25 protein-coding genes and 1 pseudogene are annotated in these 26,495 nt (G+C 55.9%); 8 read left to right on the forward strand and 18 right to left on the reverse strand.

Annotation, left to right across the window (positions count from 1 at the left end):
• The first annotated feature begins 113 nt into the window (after positions 1 to 113).
• Positions 114 to 1,781 (forward strand): hypothetical protein, encoded by a 1,668-nt coding sequence (locus IEX75_RS16215; protein ID WP_188795483.1) that lies wholly within the window; start codon positions 114 to 116, stop codon positions 1,779 to 1,781.
• A gap of 38 nt (positions 1,782 to 1,819) precedes the next feature.
• Here the strand turns inward: IEX75_RS16215 and IEX75_RS16220 are convergent, their stop codons facing one another.
• From IEX75_RS16220 to IEX75_RS16240, 5 genes are read right to left on the reverse strand one after another with little or no spacing between them, the layout of a single operon-like run.
• Positions 1,820 to 2,104, reverse strand: a complete 285-nt coding sequence (locus tag IEX75_RS16220) for a hypothetical protein (RefSeq protein ID WP_188795485.1) — start codon at positions 2,102 to 2,104, stop codon at positions 1,820 to 1,822.
• Position 2,105: 1 nt separating this feature from the next.
• Positions 2,106 to 3,656: an SAVED domain-containing protein gene (locus IEX75_RS16225; protein ID WP_188795488.1), complete on the reverse strand. Its 1,551-nt coding sequence runs from the start codon at positions 3,654 to 3,656 to the stop codon at positions 2,106 to 2,108.
• Positions 3,653 to 4,603 (reverse strand): AAA family ATPase, encoded by a 951-nt coding sequence (locus tag IEX75_RS16230; protein ID WP_188795490.1) that lies wholly within the window; start codon positions 4,601 to 4,603, stop codon positions 3,653 to 3,655. The genes IEX75_RS16225 and IEX75_RS16230 overlap by 4 nt, the downstream gene beginning before the upstream one ends.
• Positions 4,600 to 5,118 carry an HORMA-1 domain-containing protein gene (locus tag IEX75_RS16235; protein WP_188795492.1) on the reverse strand — a complete coding sequence of 173 codons (519 nt, stop codon included), beginning with the start codon at positions 5,116 to 5,118 and terminating at the stop codon, positions 4,600 to 4,602. The genes IEX75_RS16230 and IEX75_RS16235 overlap by 4 nt, the downstream gene beginning before the upstream one ends.
• A gap of 4 nt (positions 5,119 to 5,122) precedes the next feature.
• Positions 5,123 to 6,187 carry a CBASS oligonucleotide cyclase gene (locus IEX75_RS16240; protein ID WP_229720884.1) on the reverse strand — a complete coding sequence of 355 codons (1,065 nt, stop codon included), beginning with the start codon at positions 6,185 to 6,187 and terminating at the stop codon, positions 5,123 to 5,125.
• Between the two features lie 53 nt (positions 6,188 to 6,240).
• On the opposite strand from IEX75_RS16240, the gene IEX75_RS16245 reads away from it, so the two are divergent.
• Both IEX75_RS16245 and IEX75_RS16250 read left to right on the forward strand, forming a co-directional pair.
• The gene (locus tag IEX75_RS16245) at positions 6,241 to 7,137 is read left to right on the forward strand and encodes a helix-turn-helix transcriptional regulator (protein WP_188795494.1); all 897 of its coding nucleotides are present in this window, start codon (positions 6,241 to 6,243) and stop codon (positions 7,135 to 7,137) included.
• 151 nt (positions 7,138 to 7,288) lie between these two features.
• Positions 7,289 to 9,130, forward strand: coding sequence for a DUF4209 domain-containing protein (locus IEX75_RS16250; RefSeq protein WP_188795496.1), 1,842 nt, complete (start codon positions 7,289 to 7,291; stop codon positions 9,128 to 9,130).
• Between the two features lie 112 nt (positions 9,131 to 9,242).
• Here IEX75_RS16250 and IEX75_RS16255 read toward each other — a convergent pair whose 3' ends face one another.
• On the reverse strand, positions 9,243 to 10,322 hold the full coding sequence (locus IEX75_RS16255; RefSeq protein ID WP_188795498.1) for a site-specific integrase: 1,080 nt from the start codon (positions 10,320 to 10,322) through the stop codon (positions 9,243 to 9,245).
• A gap of 104 nt (positions 10,323 to 10,426) precedes the next feature.
• Between IEX75_RS16255 and IEX75_RS16260 the strand changes: the two genes are divergently transcribed.
• Positions 10,427 to 11,302: a DNA-binding protein gene (locus IEX75_RS16260; RefSeq protein WP_188795500.1), complete on the forward strand. Its 876-nt coding sequence runs from the start codon at positions 10,427 to 10,429 to the stop codon at positions 11,300 to 11,302.
• A 13-nt stretch (positions 11,303 to 11,315) separates the two neighbouring features.
• Here IEX75_RS16260 and IEX75_RS16265 read toward each other — a convergent pair whose 3' ends face one another.
• Positions 11,316 to 11,537, reverse strand: coding sequence for a hypothetical protein (locus IEX75_RS16265; RefSeq protein WP_188795502.1), 222 nt, complete (start codon positions 11,535 to 11,537; stop codon positions 11,316 to 11,318).
• Between the two features lie 176 nt (positions 11,538 to 11,713).
• Between IEX75_RS16265 and IEX75_RS16270 the strand changes: the two genes are divergently transcribed.
• On the forward strand, positions 11,714 to 12,505 hold the full coding sequence (locus tag IEX75_RS16270) for a hypothetical protein (protein ID WP_188795504.1): 792 nt from the start codon (positions 11,714 to 11,716) through the stop codon (positions 12,503 to 12,505).
• 303 nt (positions 12,506 to 12,808) lie between these two features.
• Here IEX75_RS16270 and IEX75_RS16275 read toward each other — a convergent pair whose 3' ends face one another.
• The 3 genes from IEX75_RS16275 to IEX75_RS16285 all read right to left on the reverse strand — a co-directional run bounded on the left by IEX75_RS16275 (position 12,809) and on the right by IEX75_RS16285 (position 14,233).
• Entirely contained in the window at positions 12,809 to 13,252 is a 444-nt protein-coding gene (locus IEX75_RS16275) for a hypothetical protein (RefSeq protein WP_188795506.1), read from the reverse strand.
• 2 nt (positions 13,253 to 13,254) lie between these two features.
• Entirely contained in the window at positions 13,255 to 13,440 is a 186-nt protein-coding gene (locus tag IEX75_RS16280) for a hypothetical protein (protein WP_188795508.1), read from the reverse strand.
• Positions 13,441 to 13,531: 91 nt separating this feature from the next.
• The gene (locus tag IEX75_RS16285; protein ID WP_188795510.1) at positions 13,532 to 14,233 is read right to left on the reverse strand and encodes a hypothetical protein; all 702 of its coding nucleotides are present in this window, start codon (positions 14,231 to 14,233) and stop codon (positions 13,532 to 13,534) included.
• A gap of 79 nt (positions 14,234 to 14,312) precedes the next feature.
• Between IEX75_RS16285 and IEX75_RS16290 the strand changes: the two genes are divergently transcribed.
• The gene (locus IEX75_RS16290) at positions 14,313 to 15,047 is read left to right on the forward strand and encodes a hypothetical protein (RefSeq protein WP_188795512.1); all 735 of its coding nucleotides are present in this window, start codon (positions 14,313 to 14,315) and stop codon (positions 15,045 to 15,047) included.
• A 15-nt stretch (positions 15,048 to 15,062) separates the two neighbouring features.
• Positions 15,063 to 15,593 (forward strand): DUF5615 family PIN-like protein, encoded by a 531-nt coding sequence (locus IEX75_RS16295; protein WP_188795514.1) that lies wholly within the window; start codon positions 15,063 to 15,065, stop codon positions 15,591 to 15,593.
• Between the two features lie 171 nt (positions 15,594 to 15,764).
• Here the strand turns inward: IEX75_RS16295 and IEX75_RS16300 are convergent, their stop codons facing one another.
• Both IEX75_RS16300 and IEX75_RS16305 read right to left on the reverse strand, forming a co-directional pair.
• A complete protein-coding gene (locus IEX75_RS16300) occupies positions 15,765 to 16,202 on the reverse strand; it encodes a DNA-binding protein (protein WP_188795516.1) in 438 nt (145 codons plus the stop codon).
• Between the two features lie 241 nt (positions 16,203 to 16,443).
• Positions 16,444 to 17,496: a hypothetical protein gene (locus IEX75_RS16305; protein WP_188795518.1), complete on the reverse strand. Its 1,053-nt coding sequence runs from the start codon at positions 17,494 to 17,496 to the stop codon at positions 16,444 to 16,446.
• Positions 17,497 to 18,046: 550 nt separating this feature from the next.
• Here IEX75_RS16305 and IEX75_RS16310 point away from each other — a divergent pair.
• Positions 18,047 to 18,949: a hypothetical protein gene (locus tag IEX75_RS16310; RefSeq protein ID WP_229720885.1), complete on the forward strand. Its 903-nt coding sequence runs from the start codon at positions 18,047 to 18,049 to the stop codon at positions 18,947 to 18,949.
• A 536-nt stretch (positions 18,950 to 19,485) separates the two neighbouring features.
• On the opposite strand, the pseudogene IEX75_RS16315 reads toward IEX75_RS16310, so the two are convergent.
• The 6 genes and pseudogenes from IEX75_RS16315 to IEX75_RS16340 form a co-directional block, all read right to left on the reverse strand.
• Positions 19,486 to 19,575, reverse strand: a pseudogene (locus IEX75_RS16315) (transposase); the annotation flags it as partial.
• A gap of 285 nt (positions 19,576 to 19,860) precedes the next feature.
• Positions 19,861 to 20,739 (reverse strand): hypothetical protein, encoded by an 879-nt coding sequence (locus IEX75_RS16320; protein ID WP_188795520.1) that lies wholly within the window; start codon positions 20,737 to 20,739, stop codon positions 19,861 to 19,863.
• Positions 20,740 to 20,855: 116 nt separating this feature from the next.
• Entirely contained in the window at positions 20,856 to 21,800 is a 945-nt protein-coding gene (locus IEX75_RS16325) for a Dyp-type peroxidase (protein ID WP_188795522.1), read from the reverse strand.
• Between the two features lie 308 nt (positions 21,801 to 22,108).
• A complete protein-coding gene (locus tag IEX75_RS16330; protein WP_188795524.1) occupies positions 22,109 to 23,614 on the reverse strand; it encodes a hypothetical protein in 1,506 nt (501 codons plus the stop codon).
• 279 nt (positions 23,615 to 23,893) lie between these two features.
• Positions 23,894 to 24,616, reverse strand: a complete 723-nt coding sequence (locus IEX75_RS16335) for a hypothetical protein (RefSeq protein WP_229720886.1) — start codon at positions 24,614 to 24,616, stop codon at positions 23,894 to 23,896.
• 940 nt (positions 24,617 to 25,556) lie between these two features.
• On the reverse strand, positions 25,557 to 26,456 hold the full coding sequence (locus IEX75_RS16340; RefSeq protein ID WP_188795528.1) for a hypothetical protein: 900 nt from the start codon (positions 26,454 to 26,456) through the stop codon (positions 25,557 to 25,559).
• Positions 26,457 to 26,495 lie beyond the last annotated feature (39 nt).

The following is a 26,495-nucleotide window of genomic DNA, read 5'->3' on the forward strand; positions in this document are numbered from 1 at the left end:
CTGCTCCGTAAGGAAATGCGCCCTCATTAGCTGTAACTCTATTGAGAGTGGCCCTGGCACGTTCATTGCTCCGCCCTTGAAAGGCTTACTTTGAAATCATCAAGTAGGGCATTATGAGCAACGGTCAACAAGTCGCTGAATCTCGAAATAGAGCAGAACGTGGGGGTTTCGCGCCACGCGACACGCGCCAAATCCAATTGACGCCCAATCGATATCATCGGCTGCTGCAAGTCATCGGTCGGCTACAGCCAGGCGCAGGTGGGGATGCTTTACAAAGCGCGCAGGCGGTTGCGATTGACTGGTTGCGCAATCGCAAGCAATGGAATATTTCCGACGCGCAGGCGAGCGGTGGTGTTCCGCTTGAAGTAGAGATCGAAGAAAGCACCCGCTCGTTGCTCATCGAGTCCGCGCCTGGTCTTTGGGCAATCCGACTCAATGATCCGTGTGGCCAAATTCCAGGGCGCCAGTGGCGCGTGGAATTGGTTCTTGTCGACATGAACGATGGCAACGGGCCGGCGTTTGGGTGTTCCCTCAGCGTGCTGGTGCCTTCCGGCATCGATGAAGTGCTCGTTACGCCCGGCATTCCTGCGGTAGTAGGAATGTTGGCCAAGTCCCATGGGCTGTCCGATGGCGGGTTCAAACTCGACGGCACAGTTTGGGAAGTGGATCGTCCCGCGGACGTCGATCGATTAATCGCCTTTATCGAAACGCCCGCGCGAATGGTTCCTGTCGTTGCGGTTAGCGTGCCCCGGAACGATGGGAGTTTTGTGGAGCCTGCAGAGATTGCGCGTGCACTGGCAGGACTTGCTCTGGTGGTCACGTTATCCGCAGACGCAGCGCAGGAAGTGACTGCGCGTTACGGGCGCGCTCTGGGTGTATTTGGCAACGCAGTGCGGATGTATCGCGTCGGTTTTGACCCAGATGTCGATGCGTGGCATCGCCACCCCCTATACGTCGCAAGCAGTTGGGAGCGGCGCATCAGAGCGGTGACTAAAATTCTGCAGTTCGACGCAATGGCAGACAGCGTCAGTGTTCGCGATGAAAATCGAGACATCCCCAGTTTCAGTGTCATTCGCCGAATTGCCTCCGAGCAACGAATCCAAGCGGCGCTAAAGAACCGTCAGACGGATGCCGAGGCATTCGAAGAGCTGGCAGCTGCTGTTTCGAGATTTCAAGCGCAAGCCGACGAGTGGCAGCGCATGGCACTCGATGAAGAGGAGAGCGCCAAACAAGCCGTTCAAGCGCAGCGTGAAACGAAGATTCGTCTCTACCAGCTGGGGGCCCGCATTGAAGCCTTAGAAGCTCAGCTGCGTGAATGTGGTGGAAACAGTCGCGAGGCCAATCCAACTTCGTTCGAGGATTTACGCGAATGGGCCGCGCGCCAACTGTCCGGCCGTTTAGTGATCACCCCCAAGGCGGAACGGGCAGCGTTACACAGTCCGCACGAAGATGTGAGCCACGTTTACGACTGTCTATATTTTCTCGGCACGACCTACCGAGACCTCAAGCGGGGTGTCGGCGACAAAGCACTTTACGATCAGGAAATGGCGCAATTAGGGATCCGAATTTCCAAGACCGGAAAGGCGGTCGACACCGCCCGTTTTGAAGACGAATACAGCGTTGTGTGGGAGGGCTATCGTTACAAGCTGGACATGCACTTGGCCGGATCAGATAGCTTCGACCCACGTTACACGCTACGCATTTATTACGCCTGGGACGCCGAGCAGCAGCTGATCGTCGTTGGGCATCTTCCCACGCATCTCACCAACGCTCTGAGTTGAAAGACGATCTCAGACACCCGTGCCGCAGCATGTCGAACTCAGATCGTCAGTTCTTTGTTGAGGTTCGCCAAAATTAGGTTCCAAATTCCAGGGCTCTGGAAGAAGCCATGCCACGGCCTCGGCGCAATGAAGCTCACCTGATTACCCGATCGCCAAATGGCGACGACGGTGCCAGCGAGTTGAGCTACTCGGGTTTGCGCCTGGAAGGCATCGATGAAGGCGTGTTGATCCGCCGAGCTTTGTGAGCCGAAGGACGAGTCAAGCGGGACCACGATCATGTCCTGACCTTGTTCGCGCAGGTGAGCAAATTTGTAGCTGGACATACTAATGACCTCGTTGGACTGCGATGGATTCTTTCTGGACGGAAATAGGGAGGGACAACGACGGTTCATACGATCCGCTGCGCTCACCTTCCAGGTCGTATTCGTAGAGCGTCACCCGACCCAGATGAGCGCGGCGTTGCCCGACGAAAAACGTCACCGCATTGGGCGCGGCGGCAAACAGATGGATATGCGCGCCGGGTTGGCGCAATGTTCTGATGTGAGCCGCCATGGCTTCGACGAGCTGGTTGGCGTGCCGCCCGCATCGAACTGCAAGTCGTCCGGCGCCGTCAGCCGGGGAGTAGACGAGCACCTTGCCGACCTCCGGCAAATGTTCGCGCGCAAAACGCTCGACTTCTGGAGCGTTGGCATGCGTGAGCCCCAACGCCACCGCCAAATCAGGTTTGTCCGGGTGTATCTCAATCACTTCGGGCCAAAGCGTAGGCCAAGATGGATCGGGTTCCTGATCGGAGACATGCCACACCTCGCGCTCGACCGTGCGTTGTTCCAATTCAATCGCGCGGCCCGCTTTAATGTCCAAGATCGATCCGGCCGCGAACGCCAACGTTGCATGCGCGTCGAGCACAAGTCGCAAGGATGGCGCGTCCTGTGCCGCCTGGACCAAGAATTTCTCTAAGGCAGGATAGAGGCGGTCATTCCACGCAGCGGGCTCACGGATGAAGCGCTCTTGAAACTCGGGAAGTAGGTTGAGCACCTTGGCGCAACGATCTTCCAGTCGATCGGTCCGATGTTCAAACGATTTGACACCAAAAGCGATCGGACGTGGTGCGGGTGCAGCGAGCAGACCTTCTTGCCGGCAAGCCTCTTGAAGTTCGGCTGCGTTGAAGATCCGTCGGCCTTGACCCATCCACTGAAAAACCACGTCTTCGTAGCGAAAGTCGCTTTGATGTGACGGAATCTGGCAGAGGCCTGCCACCGCCAACTTGTCATTCAACCACTCGCGTGTCGCGTGGAACGGCAGGGGGAATGGTGTGAAGCTCAGCGTGCGCGCCAACACGAAGAGTTCGTCTAGCTCGATGCCCAGGTGATCGAGCCACGTTTGGCGAACCTGCCCCATAGCGCTGCGCACAGTCTTGCCTTCGCGCAGGCGATCCAGTTGGATGGCACCCGTATTTGCTCGGACCAACCTTGCAAGCGGATCGTTGCGCGAAGGCTGCCAGTTGCTGACAAGCGTGAGTCGAAGTCCATCGCCGTTTGGCGCATGCGTTCGTTGCGCTGACAACGCTCGCTGCAGCAGCGAGTGCGTCGTCGCGCCGATAAACTCGGGAGCAATCAAATCGGCGTAGCCGTATTCCCCCGCCGAGACATGCCATTTGCATTGAAAATGTTCGCGCGACAGGGGACGGCCGTAGGCATCTTTTGGAGCGCGGTCCTGATCGTATTCGACCCACAGATCGTCAAACGCCTTGGGCCCCGATTCAAAACCGACACGAATGACCGGGCTAACCGGGTTGAGCAGGTTGGCCGCGTAAAGCCAAAACTGCATCGCCTGAAAGGCATGCCCGTCGCGGACGACTTTGACCGCATCGGTCACGACGCAGCTCCCGGAACGGAACCGTCCTGAAACCGAGGCGTCGGCGCCATCGTTCGTGCAATTTCTAACGCGCGCGTTGCCGTCACCTGACGGTGGGGGAATGCATCCAGCACAATCGCCGGTATCAGTCGCTGCGTGAGGTCAGAGAAAGTAAATCCGATCTGCTCGGGGCGATCGTGCCCGGTGACTTGGACGAGACGTTTGACATCGGTGGAGGAGAAGCCGAGGTTACCCAACCGATCGGTGAGCACATGCTCGCGTTGTGCATCGTTGGGGCGCTCGAATGCGAGAATATCGGCCGCACGACGGCGCACAGCGGGATCCAGTGCACTCAAGCGATTGGTGCACATGATGACCGCAATCGGCAGTTGCGCATTCGCAATACGGTCAACGCCACGAATAAACGCATTGACGCCGGCTCGATCTTCGTGATGCATTTGTGCTATTTCACGCGATTGCGCCAAGGCATCGGCTTCGTCGACGAGGAAAATGACACCGCCGGATGCACCTTTCGCCGAGCGATAACGACGCGCTTCTTCGATGGCTTGATCAAATGCCGTCGTGATCAGTTGGGTCATCTCACCCACGCGTCCTTGGCCACGCGACGACAGGCTCAGCGGCAGCAGTGTGATAGCCTTCCCATGCTGACGAGCAATGGCGTCGCCAGTCGTTTCAGCCAGTTCCGTTTTGCCCGAGCCGACATCGCCGGCCAGGATCACCAGCGGTGGTCGACGCAAGATCGTGGTTCGAAGTTCTTGCGCACCAGGATGGTAAGTCTCAAACCAAGCGTTCAGCGCGGCGGGGTGAACCAGCATGGTGAGAATTTTGGACAGCCGGTCTTTGTGCTGATCCAAACCGACCAATTGCTGGTAACGCTGTTTCGCAAGGATGTGCGGAAACTCAACGCGTTGATCAAAGAGGTCATTGGGGGCGACGGCAGCGTTCATTCAAAACTCCGAACAGAAGAGCGGGAGAGGCTTTTGCCTCCGGCGGAATACGTGCGATCAGGATCCAAGTAGCCGTTGATCGTCGGCTGCGGTCCGTCTGTGCGATTGAACGGAAGACTGATGTCGAATGCGGCACGTTCGCTGGGAGACAGGTCGAGCCATGACCGGCTGTGTTCCAAAAAGCTACGAAAAGTCGCTCCGCTGATATCCGCGTTGGGGCGAATGCCACCAGGGTCATCGTTGGTTGTCAGCAAGGAGGCGAGGTCGTTGGCGGTGTAATGAAGTGACGGCTCAATCCACTCTCTATCGCGCTGAAAACCATAGGACACCTTCTTCAGGTAGCCGTTCTTGATCAACAGCGTTGCTTCTTCTTCGTAAGCTTGAATGTGTTCATCGGACGGATATCCGTAGAAACGCTGCATGCGCTTCAAGTCCGTCGCGATTTTGGACGCGATCTGCCGCGCGTGGGTAATCGTGAACGCAGCGGTTTCGGTCAGCGTGTAACTGGAAGTCATAGCGTTACCCCGGAAAAGTCGAACCGAAAACTTTCTGCCAGTAGCGGATGGTTTCCGACTTGGTCAGGGCGTGGAGGGCGGAATCGATGGCATCGCCTGCGTCCATCGCGGCTCGCACGATGGCGTCTGCATCCGACTTGGCGTAGAGGCGAGCGACGTTGTTGTTAGCGTTGACCGGATCGATGATTTGAACCGGCGAAGACGATGCCGGCACGTCGGACGATGCGTAGTAGTCGGAGAAGACGATTCGCTCGCGAAGTCCGGTGCGCACGATATAGGTGAAGAAGCTTTGCAGCGCTTCCGTGTAGTCGGCGAAGTTCAAACCTTCGTCGCAAAGCTTTGCGAAGATCAACTCGATCATGAAGGATTTGAATCGGGGTATCTCGCCGCTTTGCTTTTGGCGTTGCGCCCAATGCTTCGCCAGACGAACGACCTGGGCGAAGTCTGCCGAGGTGTCACGACGCTTCTTGGCGAACTCCAGATGGCGCGGAATGCACGTTTCCAGGAACGAGCCATCGTCTTGGCTAATCAGATTGCCATACCAATCCGGATCACCGTTGTAGAGGATCGGCACGACGTCGACGTCCAGGCCAGTGCTGCGAAAGGAGACAGTGACCGAATAGGTCTGCGGCCGCACCTGATCGGCGGTGAAGTTCGGGAACGCCTTGCGCAGGCGTTCCGCCAGGTAATCGAGGAGGCGGCGGGTATCTTGCGGCGCATCGGCGCCGCTGATGTAGCACGCGACATCAATGTCGTTGAGCGAGGCGAGGGCAGTGCGCTTAGCCAAGCTGCCGGACAGGAGCATTTTGCGCAGTGTGAATTCCGGATGCTCGCTGAGATAGGCTGACAGCCGATCCCGCAGTCGGCTCGCCTGGGCACGAAGTTCCAGCGCCTTGTCATAAGGAAGGTTGACCCGGGCTTCGGCGAACGCCTCGATGTCCTTTTGATTGATGTGTTCGCGTCCCACTGCAGCCTCGGTTTGGCTATAGGTGCACCACGGCACCGGCAGAATGAAAAATATTCGAATACTTATCATTCTGTCAACAGGCGCAAATATTTTTTTGGCCAACCAAGTAACTATTCGAGATGCTATTGTAGGGCACCATCTGAACTGGAGTCGCCGTGGAATCGACCGGCCCGGAGTCCACTCATCGGTGGGGACAATCCCGCCGCCTGACTTTCATCGACGTGCGCCTTCAATACGACGGCCGCATCAACCGTAGCGATCTCATTGATTTCTTTGCCATTTCCGTGCCGCAGGCCACTGCGGACCTCAAGCGGTATCAGGAGCTTGCCCCTGGAAATATCGCTTACGATCCCCGAATACGGGTCTATGTCGCCCTCGACACCTTTGAGCCGGTTTTTGCCCATCGGACGGCGGCGCTCTATCTAGGCGACCTGGCTCGCCTAGCACGCAAGATGATCAGCCGCTCCGAGAGCTTTGTGGGATTTATTCCGCCCACGGGGGTGGTCGCCACCCCAGCACGGGCCATCACCCCTTCAGAAGTGGCCACGCTGGTGCAAGCCATTCGCGAAAAGGTCACCTTGAAGGTCGTGTATCAGTCCATGGATTCTCCGGAACCCTCAACATTGACCATTAGCCCTCATGCCGTGGGGTTCGACGGACTTCGTTGGCACACCCGTGCGTGGTGCCACACGCGCAACATTTTTCGCGACTTTGCAATTGGCCGTCTAAAAGTTTTGGAGGCGGTTCCGGATACCGATGCCCCAGCGCCTGAGTCAGATGAGGGCTGGTTCACGCATGTGTCGGTGATTTTGATTCCTCATCCTGATCTTTCGCCATCGCAACGTGAAACCGTTATGCGTGACTATGAAATGGAGAACGGACGCGCAGTACTTGACTGCCAGAAGGCCATGTTGTTCTACACCTTGCGTCATTTGAACTTGGAGAGTGGAGAGCTCAAGGATGCCGCGCGTCAGCATGTGGTCGTTGAGAACCGACACGACGTTGATCGATGGGTGAGGGAAGATCGAGCTGGAATCCCGATATCAGCCTAGCAACAAGCGCTGCATACGATAAGGATTTGTAGACCTCGCGCGCCGCTGGTTGCTTAAAGGGACTCGGGACCGTATTCCGTCGAACCGCGGCGGCGACCGTCTTTAAGCCTGGCGCGTTCGCGAGGTGACTTCTCAACGCGAAGGAGCAGCAATGACGTTGGCCGTGCCCACGACGATCCAGTCGATACTCGACGCTGCAAACGATCCGACCCAAAGGCTGGATGAACAGTCACTACTGAGCGCGCTCTCGCCTTTCGTCAATACACGGGCCACTCTGAGCGAATTGGAGCAAAAAGGGGCCGCCGCTGAAATTGTCGCGTGGCATTTGGTGCGCACGGAAGGCGAGCGCAGGGAACCATGGGGTCTTTATTGGAGGTCGTTTTACTCAGACGACAAGTTGCCGCCGAGACACATTCCAGACCTAGCCGAGGTCGACGATGACATTGTTGGGCATTGGATCGAGCGTCTCGGCACTGTCAAACATCCGCTGATAGCGGCGCGATACGCGGATTTGGCTTGGACGATCGGCAAATATTTAAAACAGTCCGCTGACAAGCGGCCAGAGTGTTTGGCGCCAGCGCTCTCTATCCCCGTGTCCATCGACGTCGCTTACGCAGCGATCGACAACTATATTGAAACGATAGAACGGGGCGTTGCCAAAGACGATTACCACCTGTGGTTTCTGATGGCACGCGCCATTGAACTGGCCGTACTGATTCAGAATCAAGTCAAAATCGAAGCGGTTAAGTCGGCCCTGTTTCGTTTGCATCGGCGTTTTGCGGCGCAAGAGGGGTTTCATTATTGGTGGAAATTAGACGAGCTCATTTCCCCGTTCGAGCGCAAATTAAATCTCGCGCCGACGGAGACTGCGGAGCTTAAAGCGTGGTTACGAAAAGTCGTTGACGCGAGTAGCGATGAAACAACAACGGCAACGTTTGACCCTGATCGTGCGACGTTTGCTGCCGATCGCCTCATTGCCAGGCTGGACAGCAACGATGCGGAGATACCGAAGATCGTGTTGCAGTCCGGCCGCGCGAAAGAACACCTTGCACAACAGTCCACAGCGATGCTGGCGCAATCGTTCTTGGCCGACGTGGTCGCGCGCTACCGAAAACATCACTTGATGGCAGACGTCGCCCAGGTTGAGCAAGTCATTCGATCCCGAGCCGCGGAAGCCAATGCGCAGCTAAAAACCACTGGCGCCCCGATCGATATTCCGGAAGAGCATTTGAACCAATGGGTCGAGCGGCTCATGAGTGGCTCGCTCACCGACGCGTTGTATCGCATAGGTATGGCATGTTTGGTGAGAGAGGGAGAGGTAAAGAAAAATCTGCAAAGAATGGCGAAAGAGGCGCCACTGATCTCGCGGATTGCTATTCAGGTGACCAATGAAGAGGGATTTGCCGAATCGACCATCGGCTCCGTCGAGGATGACTTGAATGGTCGGGCGATTCGGATGGCGGCCGATCAATTCAACATCGACGCGTTTTTTCTTCATGTGGCCTATACCCGCGTCACAGAGAAGTATGGTCTTGAGACTGAGGCATTGGTCGACCACATTCAGTCCGCTCCGTTCTTTTCGCCGGAACGGGCTTGGATGCTGCGCGAAGGCTTAGCAGCGTGGTCAGCCGGGGATAGCGTCAAGGCGATACACGTGCTCGTTCCACAAGTGGAAGCTGCTTGCCGCGAACTTCTCGTCTTGTCCGGTGTGTCGGTACGGGTTCCCAACTCTTGGGCGGGAGGCACCAAGGTGAAAGGAATGGGTGAAGTCTTGTGCGATGGCGTCTTCCAACGCGGGGAGCTGAAAGACGTCGGCTTTCATCTTCGCGCGCTTTACACGGATCCACGTGGGCTCAACCTCCGAAACAAGCTTGCACACGGACTGGTCCACGAAGGATTTCTGGATTTAGGCGTTGCCCACCTTGTCGTGCATTCACTGCTGCTCTTGGCTACGTTCCGCGTTGTGCCGCACCCGTCGGTGCCAACGCCGTGAGCGAGCATGGGAATGCGCCCGAGGCAAACGACTGGGGATATCTGACGAATCAAAATTGGCCGGCTTGATGCGTATGGGCGAGCTCGGCAATGGACGTCATATCGAAGTTCGTCTATTTCAGCAAACGCGCTGCAGGGTTGTCTTCCGCTCGCCCCGACTGGAAGTATCCGATAACACTCGCCACGGAACGATGTTCGGTCATGGCCATCACGGCCGGCAACGGCACGCCTTGCTTGCCAGCTTCGGTGACGAAGCCCGACCGCAGACTGTGTGCGCCAAAATCCCCCTTCAAGCCCGCCAGAGCGGCCCGTCGCTTGACGATCGTAGCCACCGAACCGGGCAACAGGGCAGGGCCAACCCTGTCTTTCCAGATCCGCCGGAATATCGCCCCCTCATGGATCTTGGCCGCCTCGATCCAGGCTGACAGCGCCTGAGCACCGCGCCCCAGGATGGGCTTGTCCGGCGTCGAATCCGCTTTCACTCCGGCCTGCTGCGTTTTCGAATACTCCAACCGATAGATGTAGCCATCATCACCCGCCTTGCGCAGATCGCGCATGTCGGCTGCAGCGATCTCACTGCGCCGACGTCCGCCGCTTGCAAAGCCAAAACAGAGTAGGGCGCGATCGCGCAACCCTTCCAGCGAACCGTCGCAAGTCGCCAGCATGGCTTCCAGCTCTTGGCGCGTGACCGCGGTCTTCTTGGTCGGCCGTTCGCCCCGTTTGACGGACGAACGCCGAGCGCGACTCAGCAGCGTACGAACGCTAGGCAGCTCACAGGGGTTCGTAAGCCGCTTGAGCTTGTGTGCGGTGGACAGCACCGCTACGCGCTGGGTCACGGTCGAGAGTTTCAGCGATCCAAGCTTGGCTTTGAGGCCCGCGGCCACTAACGACTGATCAACGGTGGCCGGCAATTCGCTGATCAGGCCGACCTTGTTTTTACGCTGGATGTGATCAACCAGAAACTGGATCACCACGGCCTCGTTTACCGGCAACGTCAGCTCGATGCCGAAGCGGGCCTGGTGCCAGCCGGCCCAGTAGCGTAGCGCGGCGGCGTAGCTGCGCGTGGTATTGGCCGCGGCCGCCTCGGCCAGCAATTCGCGCACGGCGTCGGCCGATTGCTGGGCCAGCTGTTCTGGCAACACCAGACCGGAGGGGGATGCGGCGATACTCGGAAGAGTGTTATTTTTCTTCATAATATGTAATGTATATTACGAAATAGGGCACATACTGGTGATAATCATCACTTATCGCGAGTACGTCAAGGCCAGAGCAGGGCGCCGATCGAGGAGACATCTAAATGCCTAAAGGCATCACCCAAGAACAGGTCAACGCCGCCGCCGACGCGCTCGTTGCCGCCGGCGACAAACCGACTGTGGAAAAAATTCGTCAGGCGCTCGGCACTGGCTCGCCGAATACGGTGATGCGGATGCTGGATACGTGGCGCAGCTCGTTAGCTCAGCGGCTTCAAGAAGTCATTAAACTTCCCGGTGTGCCGCCCGAAGCAGGGCAGGCGTTTGCCGAGGTGTGGCGACTAGCCGTAGCACAGGCGGAGACCCTCGCTCGCACAGCTTTAGTGGAAGACCAAAATGCACTCTTTGCCGCGCAAACGTCCCTAGCCCAAGAACAAAAGTTGTGGGAAATCGCGCTCAATGAAGCGCAAACCAATGCGGCTGAAAGCACAGCCAAGCTGACTCAAGCTGATGTGCAATTGTGCGAACGTCAGACCCTCGTGGAACAGCTGGAAGCGCAGCGACTGGATCTGATGCACCAACGTGATCGATTGCAAGTGCAGCTCGAACAGCAGCGAGTTGAGCTAGATGAGTTACGCACCGAATATAGCATCGTGCAGGAGCATGTGCGCACTGTTGAGGATCGCTCTCATCAGCAGGTCGATCGAGCCCGTCTGGAGATTAAATCAGTGCAGCAACGCTTGGAGCGTGAACAGCGTGAACACAGCAAGCTCGTCGCGCAACTGACGGCGCAGCAGGAAGAATTGCGTGTCACCGTACGTGTTGCTGAACAGGCAGCGGCCCATCAGGCAGGACGAGTTGCTGCGTTTGAAGCGACTCTAAGTCAATGGCGCAGCGCGTCGCCTTCTAAGCGAGCAGTCAAAAAATCTTTGCCTGGTGCAAAAGAAAGGCCAAAAAATCGTACGAGAAAGCACACGCGGTAGATCTGCTGGACGATCATGGCTCTGGGAAGAGGCCATCTTCCTCGGGTGTTTCGTCGGGCAGCTCAGCCTGGATAGCCATCCAGTGATCGCTCTCAAGCTTGCGAAGTCTTGCTTTGCCTGCATCAGTCAACTGGACAGGGTTATCCGTAGCAAGGCCTTGGTGAATGAGATCAAGTAAAAGAGGATGTCGAACTCCGCCAGCAGTGGCGCGAAGAGCATCAAGCGTCTCGGACATGTAAAGAGCCTGCGGGGTGGTTGTAGTACCTCGTTATCGGCATAAAGATGGTCTCATTGAGCCCGATATAACTCATTGCATTAAAGATGTAACTTCGGCTGCCGAAATATTGATTGGAAAGTTCTCGGTTTTGCTCAATTTCAGTCGCATCACCGCAAGCCGGTCAAGGAGAATTCTTGAGCGATCAAGATGATGGCCCCGGGGCTGACAAAAAACTGCCGGAAGGATTGCAATATCTATCGAAAGTGTGGGAGCCAGTATGGTTTCTGCGCATCGCCTGCGTTCTGCTGTTCGCTGATATAGCTTTAGCGAACCTAACCGGTGGCGGGCTACTGCGATGGGAATTTGATCTTCCTGCTTTGATGAACCACGCAGGCTATTTAGCGGCGAGCCTATTGATCTTTTGCTTAATCATGTCGCTGGGTTTGCCATGCCTCGCTTTGTGTATTCAGTGGATGCTGACATGGCTGCCAATATCTTTAAGTAAACCTAGCCTCACCACCGATGAGGCGAGAAGCCTTGGTCTAGTTACACTCACCGAACTGCGCGATCATGCTTATGCAGAGCAAAACCAATTCGTACTTAATATCGTCAAATTGTACGAGGCGCGGTTTAAGGCTGAACTTGCCGGTGATAGAGAGCTCGCATCATTGCTGTTCGGGTTTACTGCGTTAGCGCTGGCCGACCTATGCTGGGACGTGGGTGGGACCGCCAAAACTCTGTTGGCCACAATCTGGCCATCTGGGCAGCTAGGTATGGCCATCTTCGCCGGTTCACTCTTAGTTATTGGAATTCTCTTGAGGGAATGCTGGTTTCCCCCCAGCCGTAATTGGGTACGGTTTCCATTGCTGGCAAGAGCTCTTGCGGACAAAGAGGCAGCAAGGAGACGGGAGGTTTACGGCGAAACAGATGTTCCTGCGTACCGTCGACAGCTGAGCACTCAATTTCGAGATCGCTCTAATTCATGAAGCCAGGCCTTGCAGTGTCCGTGCCGATAGCCAGGCAATCGCAAGCCTCAGAGTTCTTCATCACGCCATCCTGCCAAAAGGTGACACGGTTAGGCGGAGTGACATGGTTAAGTGGGTAAGTGACACGGTTAACTGGATGACGACAGTTGGATGGGCGCCGATAAGCCGGCTGTATGGTCCATTCGTTATTTTACATAATATACATTATGCGCAATTTCATTATTCTAGCCACAGCTTGTGTCAGTTTCCAAACCCGGTTGCACTGGCCCACAACCCGATTGCATTGATGCCCTAGTGCCGGTTTCAGAATTGAACCGCACCGCAGTCAAAATTTGGCTGCACTAGCTTTGAAGCCGACGAACGCATTACGTAAAAGCCGCCGCCGTCGCTAGGCAGCCCTTCTTTGCGGAAATAGGCATCCAAGCGAGGGTTGAGGACGGCTTCGTAATACGTAGCATCCCACGGGTTGACGGTTTCGACGATCCGGCGGAAGTTCCGAAACCATCCGCGCCCGCGCTCCTTTTCTAGGATAGAGATCGACGCAATATCGAGTGTCTCCACCCATCGACCATCAAGCTTTCGGTGCGATCGTCGGACATACACTTTGAAGCCACGTCGGTGCAGATGAAGATTGTGGCGAACCAGATTGTTATCCGCAGCTTCCATCCATACGACAACCTGTGCTTCGAGAGATGGCAGCCTCAAAATCGCTGCTTCACGATCGAGTTTCGAAAGTTCTGGTTTCATGACTAAAGGTTGTTACTGTGCGGGATTCTTTTGCATATCACCGTCAGATTAATATCCGCACCATTTGCTTTTTGAACGGCCCGATCGATCTCTCGTGCAGCGACGACGCCATAGTCACGGCCATCGTCACCCACGACATGATAGCGATCATCATTGAGCTGTGTTGCAGTGACATGAATTGTGGTCATCGAGATATCCGTAAAGATCTTTGTAAGTTAGTAGACCTTATCGACTCCAGTCATCCCTGCCTCCCCTAGTTCCCTGCCCTCCACTATAAGCTCAGTCCGGCAATGGGGTGCTCGGGTCGATCGCGAGCTTCATGGCCGGGAACGCCGCCACAAGCATCTTTGCGAAGTCCACACTCGTATTCATTTGCTTTGCTCCACACAGGAGCGCGTATTGACTAAAAGCAAGCATCGCTAGCGCCAACATCATCATGATGATAGCGCCAGTCGATAGCACCCAAGGATTAAAGGCGAGAGCATCGTTCAAATAGCGACGCACAACCAGTTGCCCGCCGTGCACTGCGCCGTGCAAGTCTCGCTTCTCCAGCACCAAGGCTGCGCCAAACAACTTCCCCAACATGTCATCCGGCTTGCCAATTTGGCGAACGATCTCCTCACCGACTCGCTCGGCGAGGTGGTCAAAAGTTATGGATATCTTGTCGTCCTCTAGGAACGCACGAACCTGTTCGTCCGTGGTCAGATGTGGAGACCCGAAATAGATCGCCCGCATGTAGCGCTCGAGCTGAGGGCGGAACAGCGCCTCAGCGGCGCTTCCATACTGAATCGGATCGACCATAAGCAGGCGTGTTGCAGCTGCCGCGGCGTCGATTGATGCCTTGAGCAAAGGAAGCGCGACGCATTGGCGCGACGTGCTCTTTTCGAAGACGAATTGAGCCAGCTGCCCGGTCAACTGCTCAATGAGTTGGTTGGCTGTGGTCGCGTGCGAAATCGTCGCAGCCGTCTCGGTCTCCCACATGACTCCCTACCCTCTAGTTATTCCTTTTCACCATTATAAGGATCACCGCTACAATGACACCACATAGGATGGAGAACCCATGCGAAACATAGTGTTGGCCGCGGCAATCACATGTGCCATAAGCGGTTGTAGCTCCTCAGATGACGCCCCCCAAGCACAGCCCACTTACTCCGGAGCGCCGACGGTCAAAGCGCTCCCGTTCTCAGTAGAGACTGCCTATGAGAGCGGGCTTTACCAGGGCAACTTAAAGGTCGCCAATATCGGTGTGGGTGTTAATGGAGGTTCCACGAAAGAATGGACAGCTACAGCAATCGCCATCGCACAGAAGATCGGCGGCGATGGCATCGACTCCGTGGAAGTATCTGTGCGTCGAAATGACATTCACGAAAAGCAGGGCGTTCGGTTCCGCGAGGTTGCGCACGCCTACTACAGCCCAAACACGCAGCGCGACATCTGGTCTCGCGGGAAGCCTTGGCAGATTCTCCAGGCCGAACCAAGCGCGCTCTCCACGCAACAGGACGTCGACCTCTATGAGGAATACGACGCACTCGAAAACAGCTACGAGAAGAAAGGCATGGATCCTGATGCCGCCGACAACAAGGCCGGGGCGGTGCTGGAGAAGAAATATCACCTGCCGGCAAACTGGTCGTTACCATCAGGCAATGACATGAATCCAGAAGTTCCTCGCGACTCGATGAACGTCGATGACTCAGCCGCAGCATCAAACATCGCAGCGCTCAATACCTGCCTGAGAGCAGACTCGGGTCCAAACCTGGTGCATTGCGATAGCGGCTCCACTGACACTACGCAGTAATCCAGGAGTCTGCTTGTGTGGAAGGACCTGGTAGCAATCGCCCTCGAAGATCCGTGTTCCCCCAAGGAAGCGGCAGAGGTTTTGGACAACTTGGCAAAGAAGGCGAAGGCTCGGTTTTACGCTGACGAGAACTTCCCGCTGCTTGCTGCGCAGGTGTTGCGAAAGATGGGGGGCAAGGTTAAGACTGCTGCCGAGGCCAACATGCTTGGATTTCCAGATGAGGCGCACGCCGCTTACGCACTGAAGCGCAAGTTGATCCTAGTAACTTGCGATCGCGATTTTCTTAATCAAGCCAAGTTTCCCCTGATCAAATGTCCCGCCATCTTCGTGTTCAACTTCGGTGGCGGTTCGGAGCACGAGATCAGGCTGGCGTTTCGCTGCCTCGATGCGGTATTGAAAATGCCCCAATTCTTCGACAAATGGTGGCAGATTGACGCCTCTATAAATGAGTGGACCGAACTTACACGTCACTTAGACGGCACCGTCTCGCGAGGTCGATTCCGCGTTCACGGTGGACGGATAGAGCAGTGGCTGCCAGAAGACTAGTCCCGCATGCCGATCAGCCTGTATGGAGATTCGCTCCGGAACGGGCGACGACGAAGCATCAATTGGATTGCGTTGCAGCCGCATCACACTGATGCACGACTTAACGTGGGTTCTTATCACACCGCTTGGCACGCAATACTTCATCCAGCCGACTGAGTACCTCAGGGACACTTATGTATTTTCCGGTTGGCGCTCTCGGAGTTGGACATCGGCTTGTGCCAGTTTGCTTGTATGTTCGGCGACGTTGGCCTGGGCTTCGGCCAGGGCGATCTCCCACAGCTTACGTTCCTGGGTTAGCGACGTTTGTTCGGCAAAGAGGGCGTTCTGGTCTTCGATAAAGGCCTCGCGGGCGAGGGTCTCCGCGTGCGTGACGGCGAGGCACCACACTTCCGCAAACGCCTGCCCTACTTTGGACGGCACATCCGGCAGCTTGATCACCTCCTGCAGCCGTTGCGCCAAAGATCCGCGCCATGTGTCCAGCATGCGTATCACCGTATTCGGAGAGCCGGTCCCGAGCGCCTGATCAACGTCAAAACCCGGCATCTCTTCTTGCAGATACATGCCAAAGCGATGAGAAATAGATCGCTCATTTGCATCAACTTCCAGCAATTACCCATCTCTCTGATACAGCTTAACTAGTGCGTTTAATGCCGGCGTGCCAAGAGGCGTGGCAAGCAGGTCGTTGCGAACGTGTTCGGGAAGGGTCATGGGCTACTTGAGGTTACGAATCACGTACATTATGAAAAAAACAGTCTCGGGGTGATGCACCATTTTCGACTACGCTTTTTTAGAGTGAAAGCTCTAACGCTGAAGTTAAGCGGCGGCGAAGCCGTCCGCCTTGAACGAGATGTTAGACCCAATGTGCGAGGTCTGGGAGTACATGCTCATCAATTGGCCCGTTGATTACGAAGGCAGCTAAACCAAGCTTTGTTGAAGCCGCTTGAGAAGAAACGGCTCGATGATTACCGTCAAGCAAGAGAATGGAGTCGCCGTTTAGCCTGTATGCAGGAACCACAGAAATTGATTCGGAATGTGGGGCGTCGCCAACTTTATGGTGCTCGCGAAGCGCGCTGTTTAAAGCAACTGAGGCCACGGATTGGGGCATTGCATTGGGCGAATTGTACGCACAGGCCGAACCGTCAGGTTGTGCATACCAAGGGGTGTAGACGAGGCTAGATTGTTCAGGGATCGAAAAGTAACGCAGCTCGATTGACCAGTCCGATGAGATGAATTTTGACCAGTCCAGCATGACGCGTATTTTGCTTTGAAAGTGGCGCTGAAAATCTTGGGGCTTCATGATTGCTCCTTCCTCACTTTGGCGTTTGGGAAGCCACACCAAGTACACAAATGTGCCCAACATGAGCAGGGCCGTAAGTATCGCTGCAGTCAACGTGCCCGTTTTACTTGCGACCAAGGTAAGTGTCTTACCCTGCGATGTATCTGAGGGCTGAACGAGTTGATCTAACGCGAGCCCACGCACCCTATTGCGCATGAGGTCTCTCATTGCAAGATATGCGTGGAGCTGAAACATCTCCTGTGCACCAGGGTACTTAAGTTCCCTTGTGCGCGTTTTGAACTGGCTATCCGCTTGAGTGCAATACCACTTATGTAGCGTTGTAATTTCGCTGTGTGACTCGATGCAAGCTGAAATTGCATCTATTGCAGCTTCGTAAGCGAGCTTGTCGCTAAGCAAACGTTCCGTTTTTACGTAAGTTTGCGTAGCTTCGCTTGATTGTTGTAGCAGATGATTGAGATAAAGCGCTTGCCCCGCTAGAACAATCACTCCTACAAGAGACAAGAGCAAAAGCACCCTTGCCGTAGAACGAGATGCCCACCTGCGTGCTCCGCGCGCAACATCGAGAGCTACTTTGGTGTTTTCCGCTGCGTCCTTGAGTGTTGCCACGTGTCCATCCCCTTTGCACATAACTACTGAATATACCGACTCCGCCGTCCGGTTATACATGTTGCGACACGCGGCATGGATCGCAACGCCCCCTTATTTCAGGGTAACTTCACCCAGCTAGGCCCGGTTACACACGCGAGCATAGCCGGACGTGGCGGGTATGTTAATTCCGCTACTTTGGTGCTTTTCTAGCCACCAGGAGTGACCGTCATGGGGTGAACTGCCCAACCCCTCAGCCCCACGCCTCATGGACTAAGTGTCTGCGCTCTACCGCCCGCGTTGTCAATCATCTGACGGTCGATCACAACGTCGCCGCTTCCACGCAATCGAAGGTGCCAACGTCCGCTTCGGGTTGAAGGCAGACATTAGTTTGCCTACGCGTTGCCAGGAAGAGGAAGTAGGGGTTAAGGGGTATTGCGCCGCCCACCAACACTGCTCCGGTGGGATCCGCATTCCCTTGATTTCATTGGCTCAAAAATACCGTTTTTTTTTGCTTCCCTATAGCCATACGGCCTAAGCTAGCGCTGATCGTGATCCACGGGCTTCCCAAATGAGTCTGATCCAGAAATACGCACCAACCATGCAGCTAGTCGTGGCCATGATGAGGTCCGATGGCTGCATCGATCCTCTCGCCGTCCAGCCCTTGGATCAGTGGCATCGTGGGCCGCGCCATATTGAGCTGATCCGCCATAGTTATGGCGCGACTATGCTCGATGTACTGACCCGTGAACTGGGCTTGGTGTCCCTCGACGAGGACGGTTTACTACGCTCGAGCATTATCATCGTGACATCCGAGGAGGCCGTAAAAGGCGCCGTGATGAGGCTTCTCGGAAAAATTGCGGAGGCCATTGTCGTGCGTCGGTGCAATGAGGACGTCGCCCTCAATCGTCGCTGGGGCCAAATCGGGCGCCGGGGACGATTTGTTCACAACGCTCTCGATGATTTCATCGCCATAGGTACAGGTCTGGAAACGACACGTCAGCGGTTTCCCCAGAAATACAGCCCCACCGATTCACATCGCGATGTCATATGGGTACACAGGGACGACACGGTGCGGGAGCTCCAAATGCTCGCTCACGGGAGGCCTGCCGGCATTTCGGCCGGTATACAACTGAAAGTCAGCACGGATGGCTATCGGTATGTCTATCGACAGGACATTGCTCGCGCGAAATATGAAGTTCCATTGGTCTATTTCGACCTGAGGAACGACTATAACGATTTGACCAATGCAATTTACGCGGAAGATCGCGAGGTGGTCATCGGTGTGGATATCGTCCGCGGCGCCGATGTTGATCCGGCGCTTCACGACGAGTTGCTTTCCTACTATCACCTCGCCGAGGCGTTGGTGCGGGGTCAGATTACTCCGGATGATCTGGTGAGCACCCCCCTCCTGGCCGATGCGGCTAAGAAAGACGTGCTCGAAAGTCGCAATGTGACGGTGGCCTCGATCTAAGTAATTCGCTCAAATCATCTGAACTAACCGAACCGGGGGAGACCATCGTCTCCCCCGGTTTTTCAGTTACGTCAAATGGTGACCGCTGGTATACAGGAGGATCAATACGGCATACACGATCCACACGACCCACTCCATGGGAATTTTCCAGCGCAGGTCCAAGCGACCTGAAACATAGCTACCCTTCGCTTTGGGCGGTGCAAACAAAAGAACAGAACTACTCATGAGTTAGTACCTCAAGCAATAGGTTCCCGTAGCGCGATGCCGCAGAGCAAGCACTAGGCCACGGCCACGATAAAGCGGCGCGCGAAATTGAAATGTCGAGATATTTACCGGCGGTCCGTGCCGCGGTTTGTCTAGCCGACGTGCTGCCTAGTTACTGCTCTTATGTCGGGCTGACCGAGAACTTGAGATGAGGTGTTGCCTGATTCTTAAGCCGTCGTGCTGCTCATCGGTGCGTACCTGCTATTTCCTGAGTTTTTGGAGCTTGCCTTTTTGGGCTACCCGAAAGTCAGGAAGCCATTGCTGAACATAGAATGCTTGCGACACAGCTCCTTGACCGGCACGCCGGCGTCCGCTTCTCGCAGGAAGCCGATGATCTGTTCTTCAGTAAATCGCTTCTTCACGTCCAATCTCCTTCCGTTGGGGGATTGGACTCCAAATCGCTGTGCTACTCAAAACCGGGGGGACGTCGTGCCGGCGAGCCGAATGGGGTTGACAGCGTGCGCAGCACAGCTGACTGGTGACCCGACAGCTAACATGGTTCCATGATTGCCTGCGGGTCTTACCCTTGATAGCAATCCCTAATCGCTGTAGGCAAGTTTATCGAAAATCGGAACTCATACAACGCGTGCCTTTCGATCGTCCCTGCCCTCCGGTTGTAGGGTTCTCCTTCACTGATAAAACTCCAACTAGCGCGGCCTGAAACGCTTCACGCCTTCGTCGTCGGTGAATCGGCGCACTCCGGCTGCATGAGCGATGCCATCCATAAGTCGCTGTTCCTGCTCCTCGCTACTTACGAGCGGCCTCAGCTCCATTGTGTAAAGTGCGGTAGCGAGCGCTGCACGAACGAAGGGTACTTCAGGCGTTGTGGCCACTTCGTTGCTCGCCCAGGCAGAATAAACGATGTCCTCTTCCCACTTGCGCCCGGTGTCAAAGAAGCTGGCCACTAGGAGCGGGTGACCCGGCCGACCCATCGCCATCAGAACGTATGGAAAAATGCCCTCATGAGTCTCGTGCTCGAAATCGAGTAGGGTTACACCAAAAATGTGCAAGATCATTAAGCGGTCAACGCCGCTAGGGAGCTTGGTCAGGCTGCCTTTTCGAGAGAAGGAGCCATCCATCCATTTCGCGTAGGCGTCCTGAAATTCGTTGCTCACTATTCCTTCCAGGCGAACATCAAACTGGACGGGAGCTCGGGGGTGTTGCGCGTTTTCCGCTAGCCGTCGATGATTCCACAGCATGCCACTGGATAATTTCAGGAGCCAAAGGTAAAGCTCATCATCTGAAACATCTGCTTGATTTTCCTTAATTCGCTGCTCCAGAGCCCCGAAAGTTTGGTTCGCTACAGCATCTGCTGGGGCGGTGAACTCAAGAATTCGCGCAAGCGCCTCCGGTTGCCCCAATTGAACACCACCATCTTGGAGGGCGTGATCCTTCACGAGCCAGCGCGGAATGACGTGCTCACCCCTTTTTGTTCCAGGAACGTCTACTCCTGTAAATAGGCAGCGGCGCCGAACATCATCCGTATGGATGTATTGGCTTACGTTTAACTCATCGCTTTCGCTCATTATTCCACCTCAAGAAATGTCTTCATGATGCGGGTTGCGGCTGAGCGCTTTAGTTGCGGCTACCCGCGATAACACAGGCTAATCGCCGTGGTGTCTAAGTGAATATATGTGATACCCTAGAAACCTTTGCTCAATTCAAACACGTTGTCCAGAAAGGTTACGGTGGGGACGAAGAACAGCGTGCCGGTAACCGCCCTGCTTACGTCGAGCAATCGGTCGTAATTCCCGGGTGGCTGACCCACGAACATGTTTTCAAGCATGCGCTCGATGCGCCTTGGTGATCGCGCATATCCGATGAAATACGTGCCAAACTCCCCCTTGCCAAACTCGCCAAATGGCATGTTATCGCGCACGATTTGAAGTTGTTTGCCGTCTTCAACAATGTTGGTCAACACGTTGTGCGCATAGGCTGGCTTAGCCTTATCTGCAAACTCGATGTTCGAGAGTTTCTTGCGTCCAATCACGCCTTCCTGATATTCCACGGGCAATGCGTTCCATGCGCGCAGGTCATGCAGATACTTCTGGGTGATCACATAGCTTGCGCCTGCAAACGCCGGGTCTTCGTCACCAATGATCACCGCGTCGGTGGCATCCTGGTCGACAGGATTTTCCGTGCCATCGACAAAACCCAATAGGTCGCGCTCGTCGAAATACTTAAACCCATGCACTTCATCGACGATCGTCACGACATCGCGGATTCGATCCAGAATTGCCGCGGCCATTTCAAAGCACAGATCCATCTGCGTGGCTCGGATGTGGAACAGCAGGTCACCCGGTGTGGCAACCGCATGATGGACTCCACGAATCTCCCGAAACGGATGCAATTCGACAGGTCGCTGCTGTCCAAAAAGGCGATCCCACGCATCCGAGCCAAACCCCATGACGCATGACAAGCGGCCGTTAACGTTGCGAAAGCCCACGCCTCGTGACAGCGAAGAAAGGTCCGCGCAAAGCCCTCGCACTGTCGAATCATGTTCGGCACCGGGCTTCAAGGTCATCACAAGGAAAATAGCAGCCTTGGTAAGTTTTGCGGTCACAGGTTGAGATTTGACAGGAGACACGATCGACCATCCTATTTTTCGTAGTTGAAGGAGACGGGCCGTACACAGGTTCGGTCATGATTTAACTCGCTTCAGTATGGCGTCAGCGACCTTTGTGAAGTCCGGCAATGCTTCACTTGTCTTGTATCAAGTGCGGAAGCGGGCAAGCTGCATTACCAGCATGAAGCAGTTCGCAGCACGCCGTTCGTCCACGTACCCGGTGGTGCGGACACCTTATGGACAAGTGCGCACAACATGCAGCACAGGCTGACGTAAAAGTAAGGCAGACCAGCTTCGCTATCGCTGGACCTGCGCATAGAGGTGCTGACCTAAACGAAGCCTAGGATCCCTAATACGGCACCCACAGCAGTCGCGATTGAAGGCGCCATGCCAGCAACGGCTTTCGCAGCTTCGATTAGCCCGTCCTTGCTGATTTGCAACTTCACTTTGTCAGGTGCAGGCGCGGTGGCTTCGTCGACGACTTCCTTGGTCAACGCCGCGACCCTGCCCCGCTCAGCCGCCGGCAATGCGTCCGCTAATTTGCCGCTTGCTGCCAATAATTGCTCCAGTGCGGCCTTCAAGTCCGGCGACGAGATATTGTTTACGACGTTTTGTGAGCCGTTGATCGTGGCGTTGTAGTTAACGTTGCCATATACGTTTCCGCCGATGTTCATTTGAGAGTTCATGACGCCTCCGTTGCCGATATTGATGTCCGCCTTCGCGATATAGAAATTCGGTGTTAGGTTGCTTACGCCTATGGCCCGCATGGTTTCTAGCGTGCGCGTGAGGGTCTGCTTGCGATCATCTAGCAGCTCTCGCACGGCGGCGGCTTCATCGCCGGTGAGTTTGTCGTAGGCAACCAGCGCGTTCCGCAGGACTTGTTGATCGTTGCCGAGCCATTGGGCGCGATTCATCACGTTGTACGCGTGCGCGAGATAGCGTTCGAAGGCAGCATTTACGCTCTGCAGTGAATCGGTCTTGCGCAGAACCAATTTGAGTACTTCCAGCTCCGCGTGCAAGCACAACAGGTTCGTGCGCAATTGGTTGCGCGTGTCGCGTCCACGCGCAGCGCCTGATTCGAGCCAGAGCAACAGGCATTCGTCGGGCTTGTGTCGGCGCAGCAGATCCACGTGCAACTGGAGCGGCGCGCCCTTGATCGTTCCCGTTTCATCGAGCGGCTGGGTGATGTTCAGATACTCCGACGGATCAGTGTCGGCGAACTTGTAACGTCCATCCGTTTCGATGTACAGCAAGGGCTTACCCGACAGGAGGATACCTGCACTAGCGGGCGGTTGGCGTCGCGAGGTAGTCGCATTTGCGACACGTTGGACAACAGCCTTGCGTTGCTTCAAAAACGGTGCCGGCGGAGACGCAGATGCATCAGCTGTCGACGGAGGCAACTGCACCTGAAGATCCAGTACATCGTCCACCAGCGCACGGAACATGGTCTGCGTTTGCGGAAATGTCAGGCTGAGTTGCACGCCCAGTTGCACATGCCAAAGCGCCCCACCATCGCTGTAAATGCGGCGGAAGACGCGTTCGATGCCGAACGGTTTCTCTGACGCGGCCGTCGTACGCGGAAAGTGGACGCCCGGTTCGCCCGTGGCGAAGGTGGCCTTGAAGACCGAGCGCGCTTCGACGAACCATGCAGCGCTTGCCCATTGGTCCACACGTCCTGCACCTTGGTTGCGTCGGCGGCGTACGCCACCGAGACCCCGCAGAAAACCGCAGCGCTGCGGATCGGGTGGGAGTCGCCATCCCGGTCCAACGACGCCTGCAGTCGCGGTCTGAAACGACCGCAAGTCAGCAATCGGCACTTGCAACACGAGCAGCATGCCGGCGCCTCGCCGTGTAAAACGCCCCCGTCTGAACGAGCAGGCACGGGGGCCTATTGGGTTGCTTTCCGTGCGACAGCCGCGCCTGGAAGCAAGGCGAGTCTCCGCAAGTACCCAGTTGCTGTCAAGTTCGAGGCGACAACTCGATGGCGCGCCTTAATCGTTAGGCCAGCAAAAGCCCTTCCCTACCCTCGATAACACGGGCTAATCGCCCTGCCCTGACACTGGCTACAGGTCGGGAGCGGGAGCCTCACTCTTGCATTCCGAGCTTCCGGGTTATCAATGCAAATCGGTGCTTGCCGGCGCCTCCGCCGCAGCACGCTTGGGAGTATCGGTTGGACACCAGCTCTTGAGGCGCTTGCCAGCCCGATAGAGATCGATGCACTCGCGCATTTGAGCCTGGAAAATAATTTCAGGCGTATTGACCGGACAGCCTTGCGACAGGCCCTTGCCTTGGCCGTACTCATCGATGCAGGTCAGAAGTGATACCGGCTTGGCTGGCGTGCCGCCTCCAGCCAACGCCGGTGGTGGCAGATTGAGCCGCTCGTCGGTGTCCTTCGGGTCAGGTGGGATCGGCGGCGCGCCACACAGCAGGTTAGTAGCGGTGCTGCGCTTTTCCGGGTCGCACATGGTCTTAGCTATTTCCTTGATCACATTGTCGATATGCCGGCCTACCGCGCCACCAAGGGTTTCGTTCGGCGGCGGGAAATACTTGTTGAAGCGCGTCGGCTGGTAATGCGTGAAGTCGGTATGCTCCATGATCTGGCGGTCGTCCTTGGGCTTGCTCGTCTTTACCTCGGATGGTGTATTGGCCGAGTACTGGATATGTTCGGGCGGCAGGCGGATCGAGCCGTCGGCGGAAAATATCTGGCTGGCATCCGGTTGGTTGCCAGGCGGGGCTGGTGTTGGCGCGGGCGTTGTAGCCGAGACGTTGGTCAACGTTTTATGCGGCTTTTCAGTTGGCTTGGGTTTCACTGGCGGCGCCGATGCTAGCGACACCATGACGGGTACCGTGGGCGATGGCAACTGTTTTGCTGGTGTTGCTACGTCGATCAAACGCACCCTTAGCGGCTGCTCGCTATCCCCAGAGGGCGGTCGCATCGCGTTCCAGAGCATCAGGGCGAAAAGCGCGTGTAGAGCCAGCACTACGGCAAGCACCAGCACCCGCCCCCGCGGACTCAAGGACTGCGTGGGCCTGGGGGGCTGATTTTTATACGTATCAATCTTGCAACGCGCGGCGTCCTGCGCATGTACTTGATCGCGATCCTGTCCGGGCGCTTCGATAACCCCGCCTCATTCAAGCTAATTGCTCATACAACACTAACGCTAATTTCCACGCGTGTATTGCAGCCAGCCCTGTAGACCTGCCGTGTTGACCAAGGTTCCTCGAATAAACGGTTGTAACGAAGTTTAATGTGCAACGCATTCGGCCATTCGTTTTAATTTGCGATCAGGAATCATAGGCCGCGAGAGCAAATCCCCCAGCCTTCATACTTGGCAGATTCAAGTGTCCCGATCACTCGTAAACGAGTGTGCCCATAAATGTGTGGAGCGATAACCTCAGCTTGCTCCCTTTAGTCGGGCAATGGCAGCTGGAGACGAAAGCAGGAGCCCACCCTACCCTCGATAACCTGCTCTAATCACGATAAGGGATAGTTATCAGGCGTTTTCAACGCGTCGCTCTTTCATCAAGGAACGCGCGCATGAACTTTGAATCACAGCAGGATAAGCGTATCCGCCAGTTGCAGAGCGACTTCTCGGTGGCATCGCTGTCGGCGACTTACGCAAAGAAGCGGAAGCGTTGAGTCAGGGACGCCATAGCTTCACCTGCGGCTTCGAACACGAACGCTTACTGGCTCCGGAAACGCACGATTCCCACGCCGCCAGATAAGGCGGCGTGGGCTGATTACAAAATGCGGCCTGAGGCCTAGCACTCGTGTCGCTATGGCGTCCGCACGAATCCGTTCACGACGCCCGCGGAGTTAACATAGAGACCCACGATGACACCGCCAGGGTTGATCCCTGTTGCCTCAGTGAAGCTCGCTCCCGGGTAGTCGAACGACGTGTAAGCGCCATTAAACAGAAAACCGTGACTGACGCCCGAAGCATCGGTGTAAACCCCCACCACGTCACCCGGAGCGTTGGCACCGCCAGCAAACGTAAACGCGGCGCCTGGATAGTTGATGGTGGCATACGATCCGTGGAACAGCAGGTACCCTTGGCACTGTGTGGAACATGTCGTTCCACTTAGGCGTGTGTAAGCACCAACGACTGCGCCAGATGGGATCACCACGCTGGCGGTACTACTGGCCGCACCGGGTGGGTCGAAGGTCGCCGAGAAGACGCCCTTTTTGGACAACAGAAAACTGTGAGTAACGTTGGCATTGCCTGTGACGCCGCAGGCAGCGTCAGAACAGGTGGCGCCTGACAATTCACCTGAAGGGTTAATGCTACTGAGCTCTGTGCCAGCCGCACCTGGGTAGTCAACCGTTGTGTAAGACCCATCGCGTAAAATGAAACCGTGGCTGACGCCACCCACGTCGACGTAGGCGCCCACAATATCTCCCTGCGGATCGATAAAGTTGGCAGTCGTAAACGTGGAGCCCGGGGGGTCGAACGGCGTAAATTCCCCTCCCGTTAGCGTAAAACCGTGCAAGGCTCCGCCTGCCGTGAGGGTGTAACCGCCGACGCTCGTACCCTGGGGATTGGGGCCGCCAACAAGTTCAGTGAGTACGGCGCCAGGATAATGGACCGACGTATAGGTCTGCGCCCACGCGAACGACGGCACTGCAACGGCCGCACCGATCGTACACATTGCGATGAACCGAGATACCTTAATCATAAGATTTTCTCCTGATTCTCATGTGAAGTTGCGGGCCAA

The sequence above is a fragment of the Dyella nitratireducens genome (assembly GCF_014642835.1).
Taxonomy (GTDB): Bacteria; Pseudomonadota; Gammaproteobacteria; order Xanthomonadales; family Rhodanobacteraceae; genus Dyella_B; species Dyella_B nitratireducens.

What these genes read in the sequence shown, in the direction of transcription:
- IEX75_RS16215 (WP_188795483.1), top strand. Translation starts at nt 114, where the DNA reads ATGAGCAACGGTCAACAAGTCGCTGAATCTCGAAATAGAGCAGAACGT.
- IEX75_RS16220 (WP_188795485.1), bottom strand. Translation starts at nt 2,104, where the DNA reads ATGTCCAGCTACAAATTTGCTCACCTGCGCGAACAAGGTCAGGACATG.
- IEX75_RS16230 (WP_188795490.1), bottom strand. Translation starts at nt 4,603, where the DNA reads ATGAACGCTGCCGTCGCCCCCAATGACCTCTTTGATCAACGCGTTGAG.
- IEX75_RS16235 (WP_188795492.1), bottom strand. Translation starts at nt 5,118, where the DNA reads ATGACTTCCAGTTACACGCTGACCGAAACCGCTGCGTTCACGATTACC.
- IEX75_RS16250 (WP_188795496.1), top strand. Translation starts at nt 7,289, where the DNA reads ATGACGTTGGCCGTGCCCACGACGATCCAGTCGATACTCGACGCTGCA.
- IEX75_RS16255 (WP_188795498.1), bottom strand. Translation starts at nt 10,322, where the DNA reads ATGAAGAAAAATAACACTCTTCCGAGTATCGCCGCATCCCCCTCCGGT.
- IEX75_RS16260 (WP_188795500.1), top strand. Translation starts at nt 10,427, where the DNA reads ATGCCTAAAGGCATCACCCAAGAACAGGTCAACGCCGCCGCCGACGCG.
- IEX75_RS16265 (WP_188795502.1), bottom strand. Translation starts at nt 11,537, where the DNA reads ATGTCCGAGACGCTTGATGCTCTTCGCGCCACTGCTGGCGGAGTTCGA.
- IEX75_RS16275 (WP_188795506.1), bottom strand. Translation starts at nt 13,252, where the DNA reads ATGAAACCAGAACTTTCGAAACTCGATCGTGAAGCAGCGATTTTGAGG.
- IEX75_RS16280 (WP_188795508.1), bottom strand. Translation starts at nt 13,440, where the DNA reads ATGACCACAATTCATGTCACTGCAACACAGCTCAATGATGATCGCTAT.
- IEX75_RS16285 (WP_188795510.1), bottom strand. Translation starts at nt 14,233, where the DNA reads ATGTGGGAGACCGAGACGGCTGCGACGATTTCGCACGCGACCACAGCC.
- IEX75_RS16290 (WP_188795512.1), top strand. Translation starts at nt 14,313, where the DNA reads ATGCGAAACATAGTGTTGGCCGCGGCAATCACATGTGCCATAAGCGGT.
- IEX75_RS16310 (WP_229720885.1), top strand. Translation starts at nt 18,047, where the DNA reads ATGAGTCTGATCCAGAAATACGCACCAACCATGCAGCTAGTCGTGGCC.
- IEX75_RS16320 (WP_188795520.1), bottom strand. Translation starts at nt 20,739, where the DNA reads ATGAGCGAAAGCGATGAGTTAAACGTAAGCCAATACATCCATACGGAT.
- IEX75_RS16330 (WP_188795524.1), bottom strand. Translation starts at nt 23,614, where the DNA reads ATGCTGCTCGTGTTGCAAGTGCCGATTGCTGACTTGCGGTCGTTTCAG.
- IEX75_RS16335 (WP_229720886.1), bottom strand. Translation starts at nt 24,616, where the DNA reads ATGGTGTCGCTAGCATCGGCGCCGCCAGTGAAACCCAAGCCAACTGAA.
- IEX75_RS16340 (WP_188795528.1), bottom strand. Translation starts at nt 26,456, where the DNA reads ATGATTAAGGTATCTCGGTTCATCGCAATGTGTACGATCGGTGCGGCC.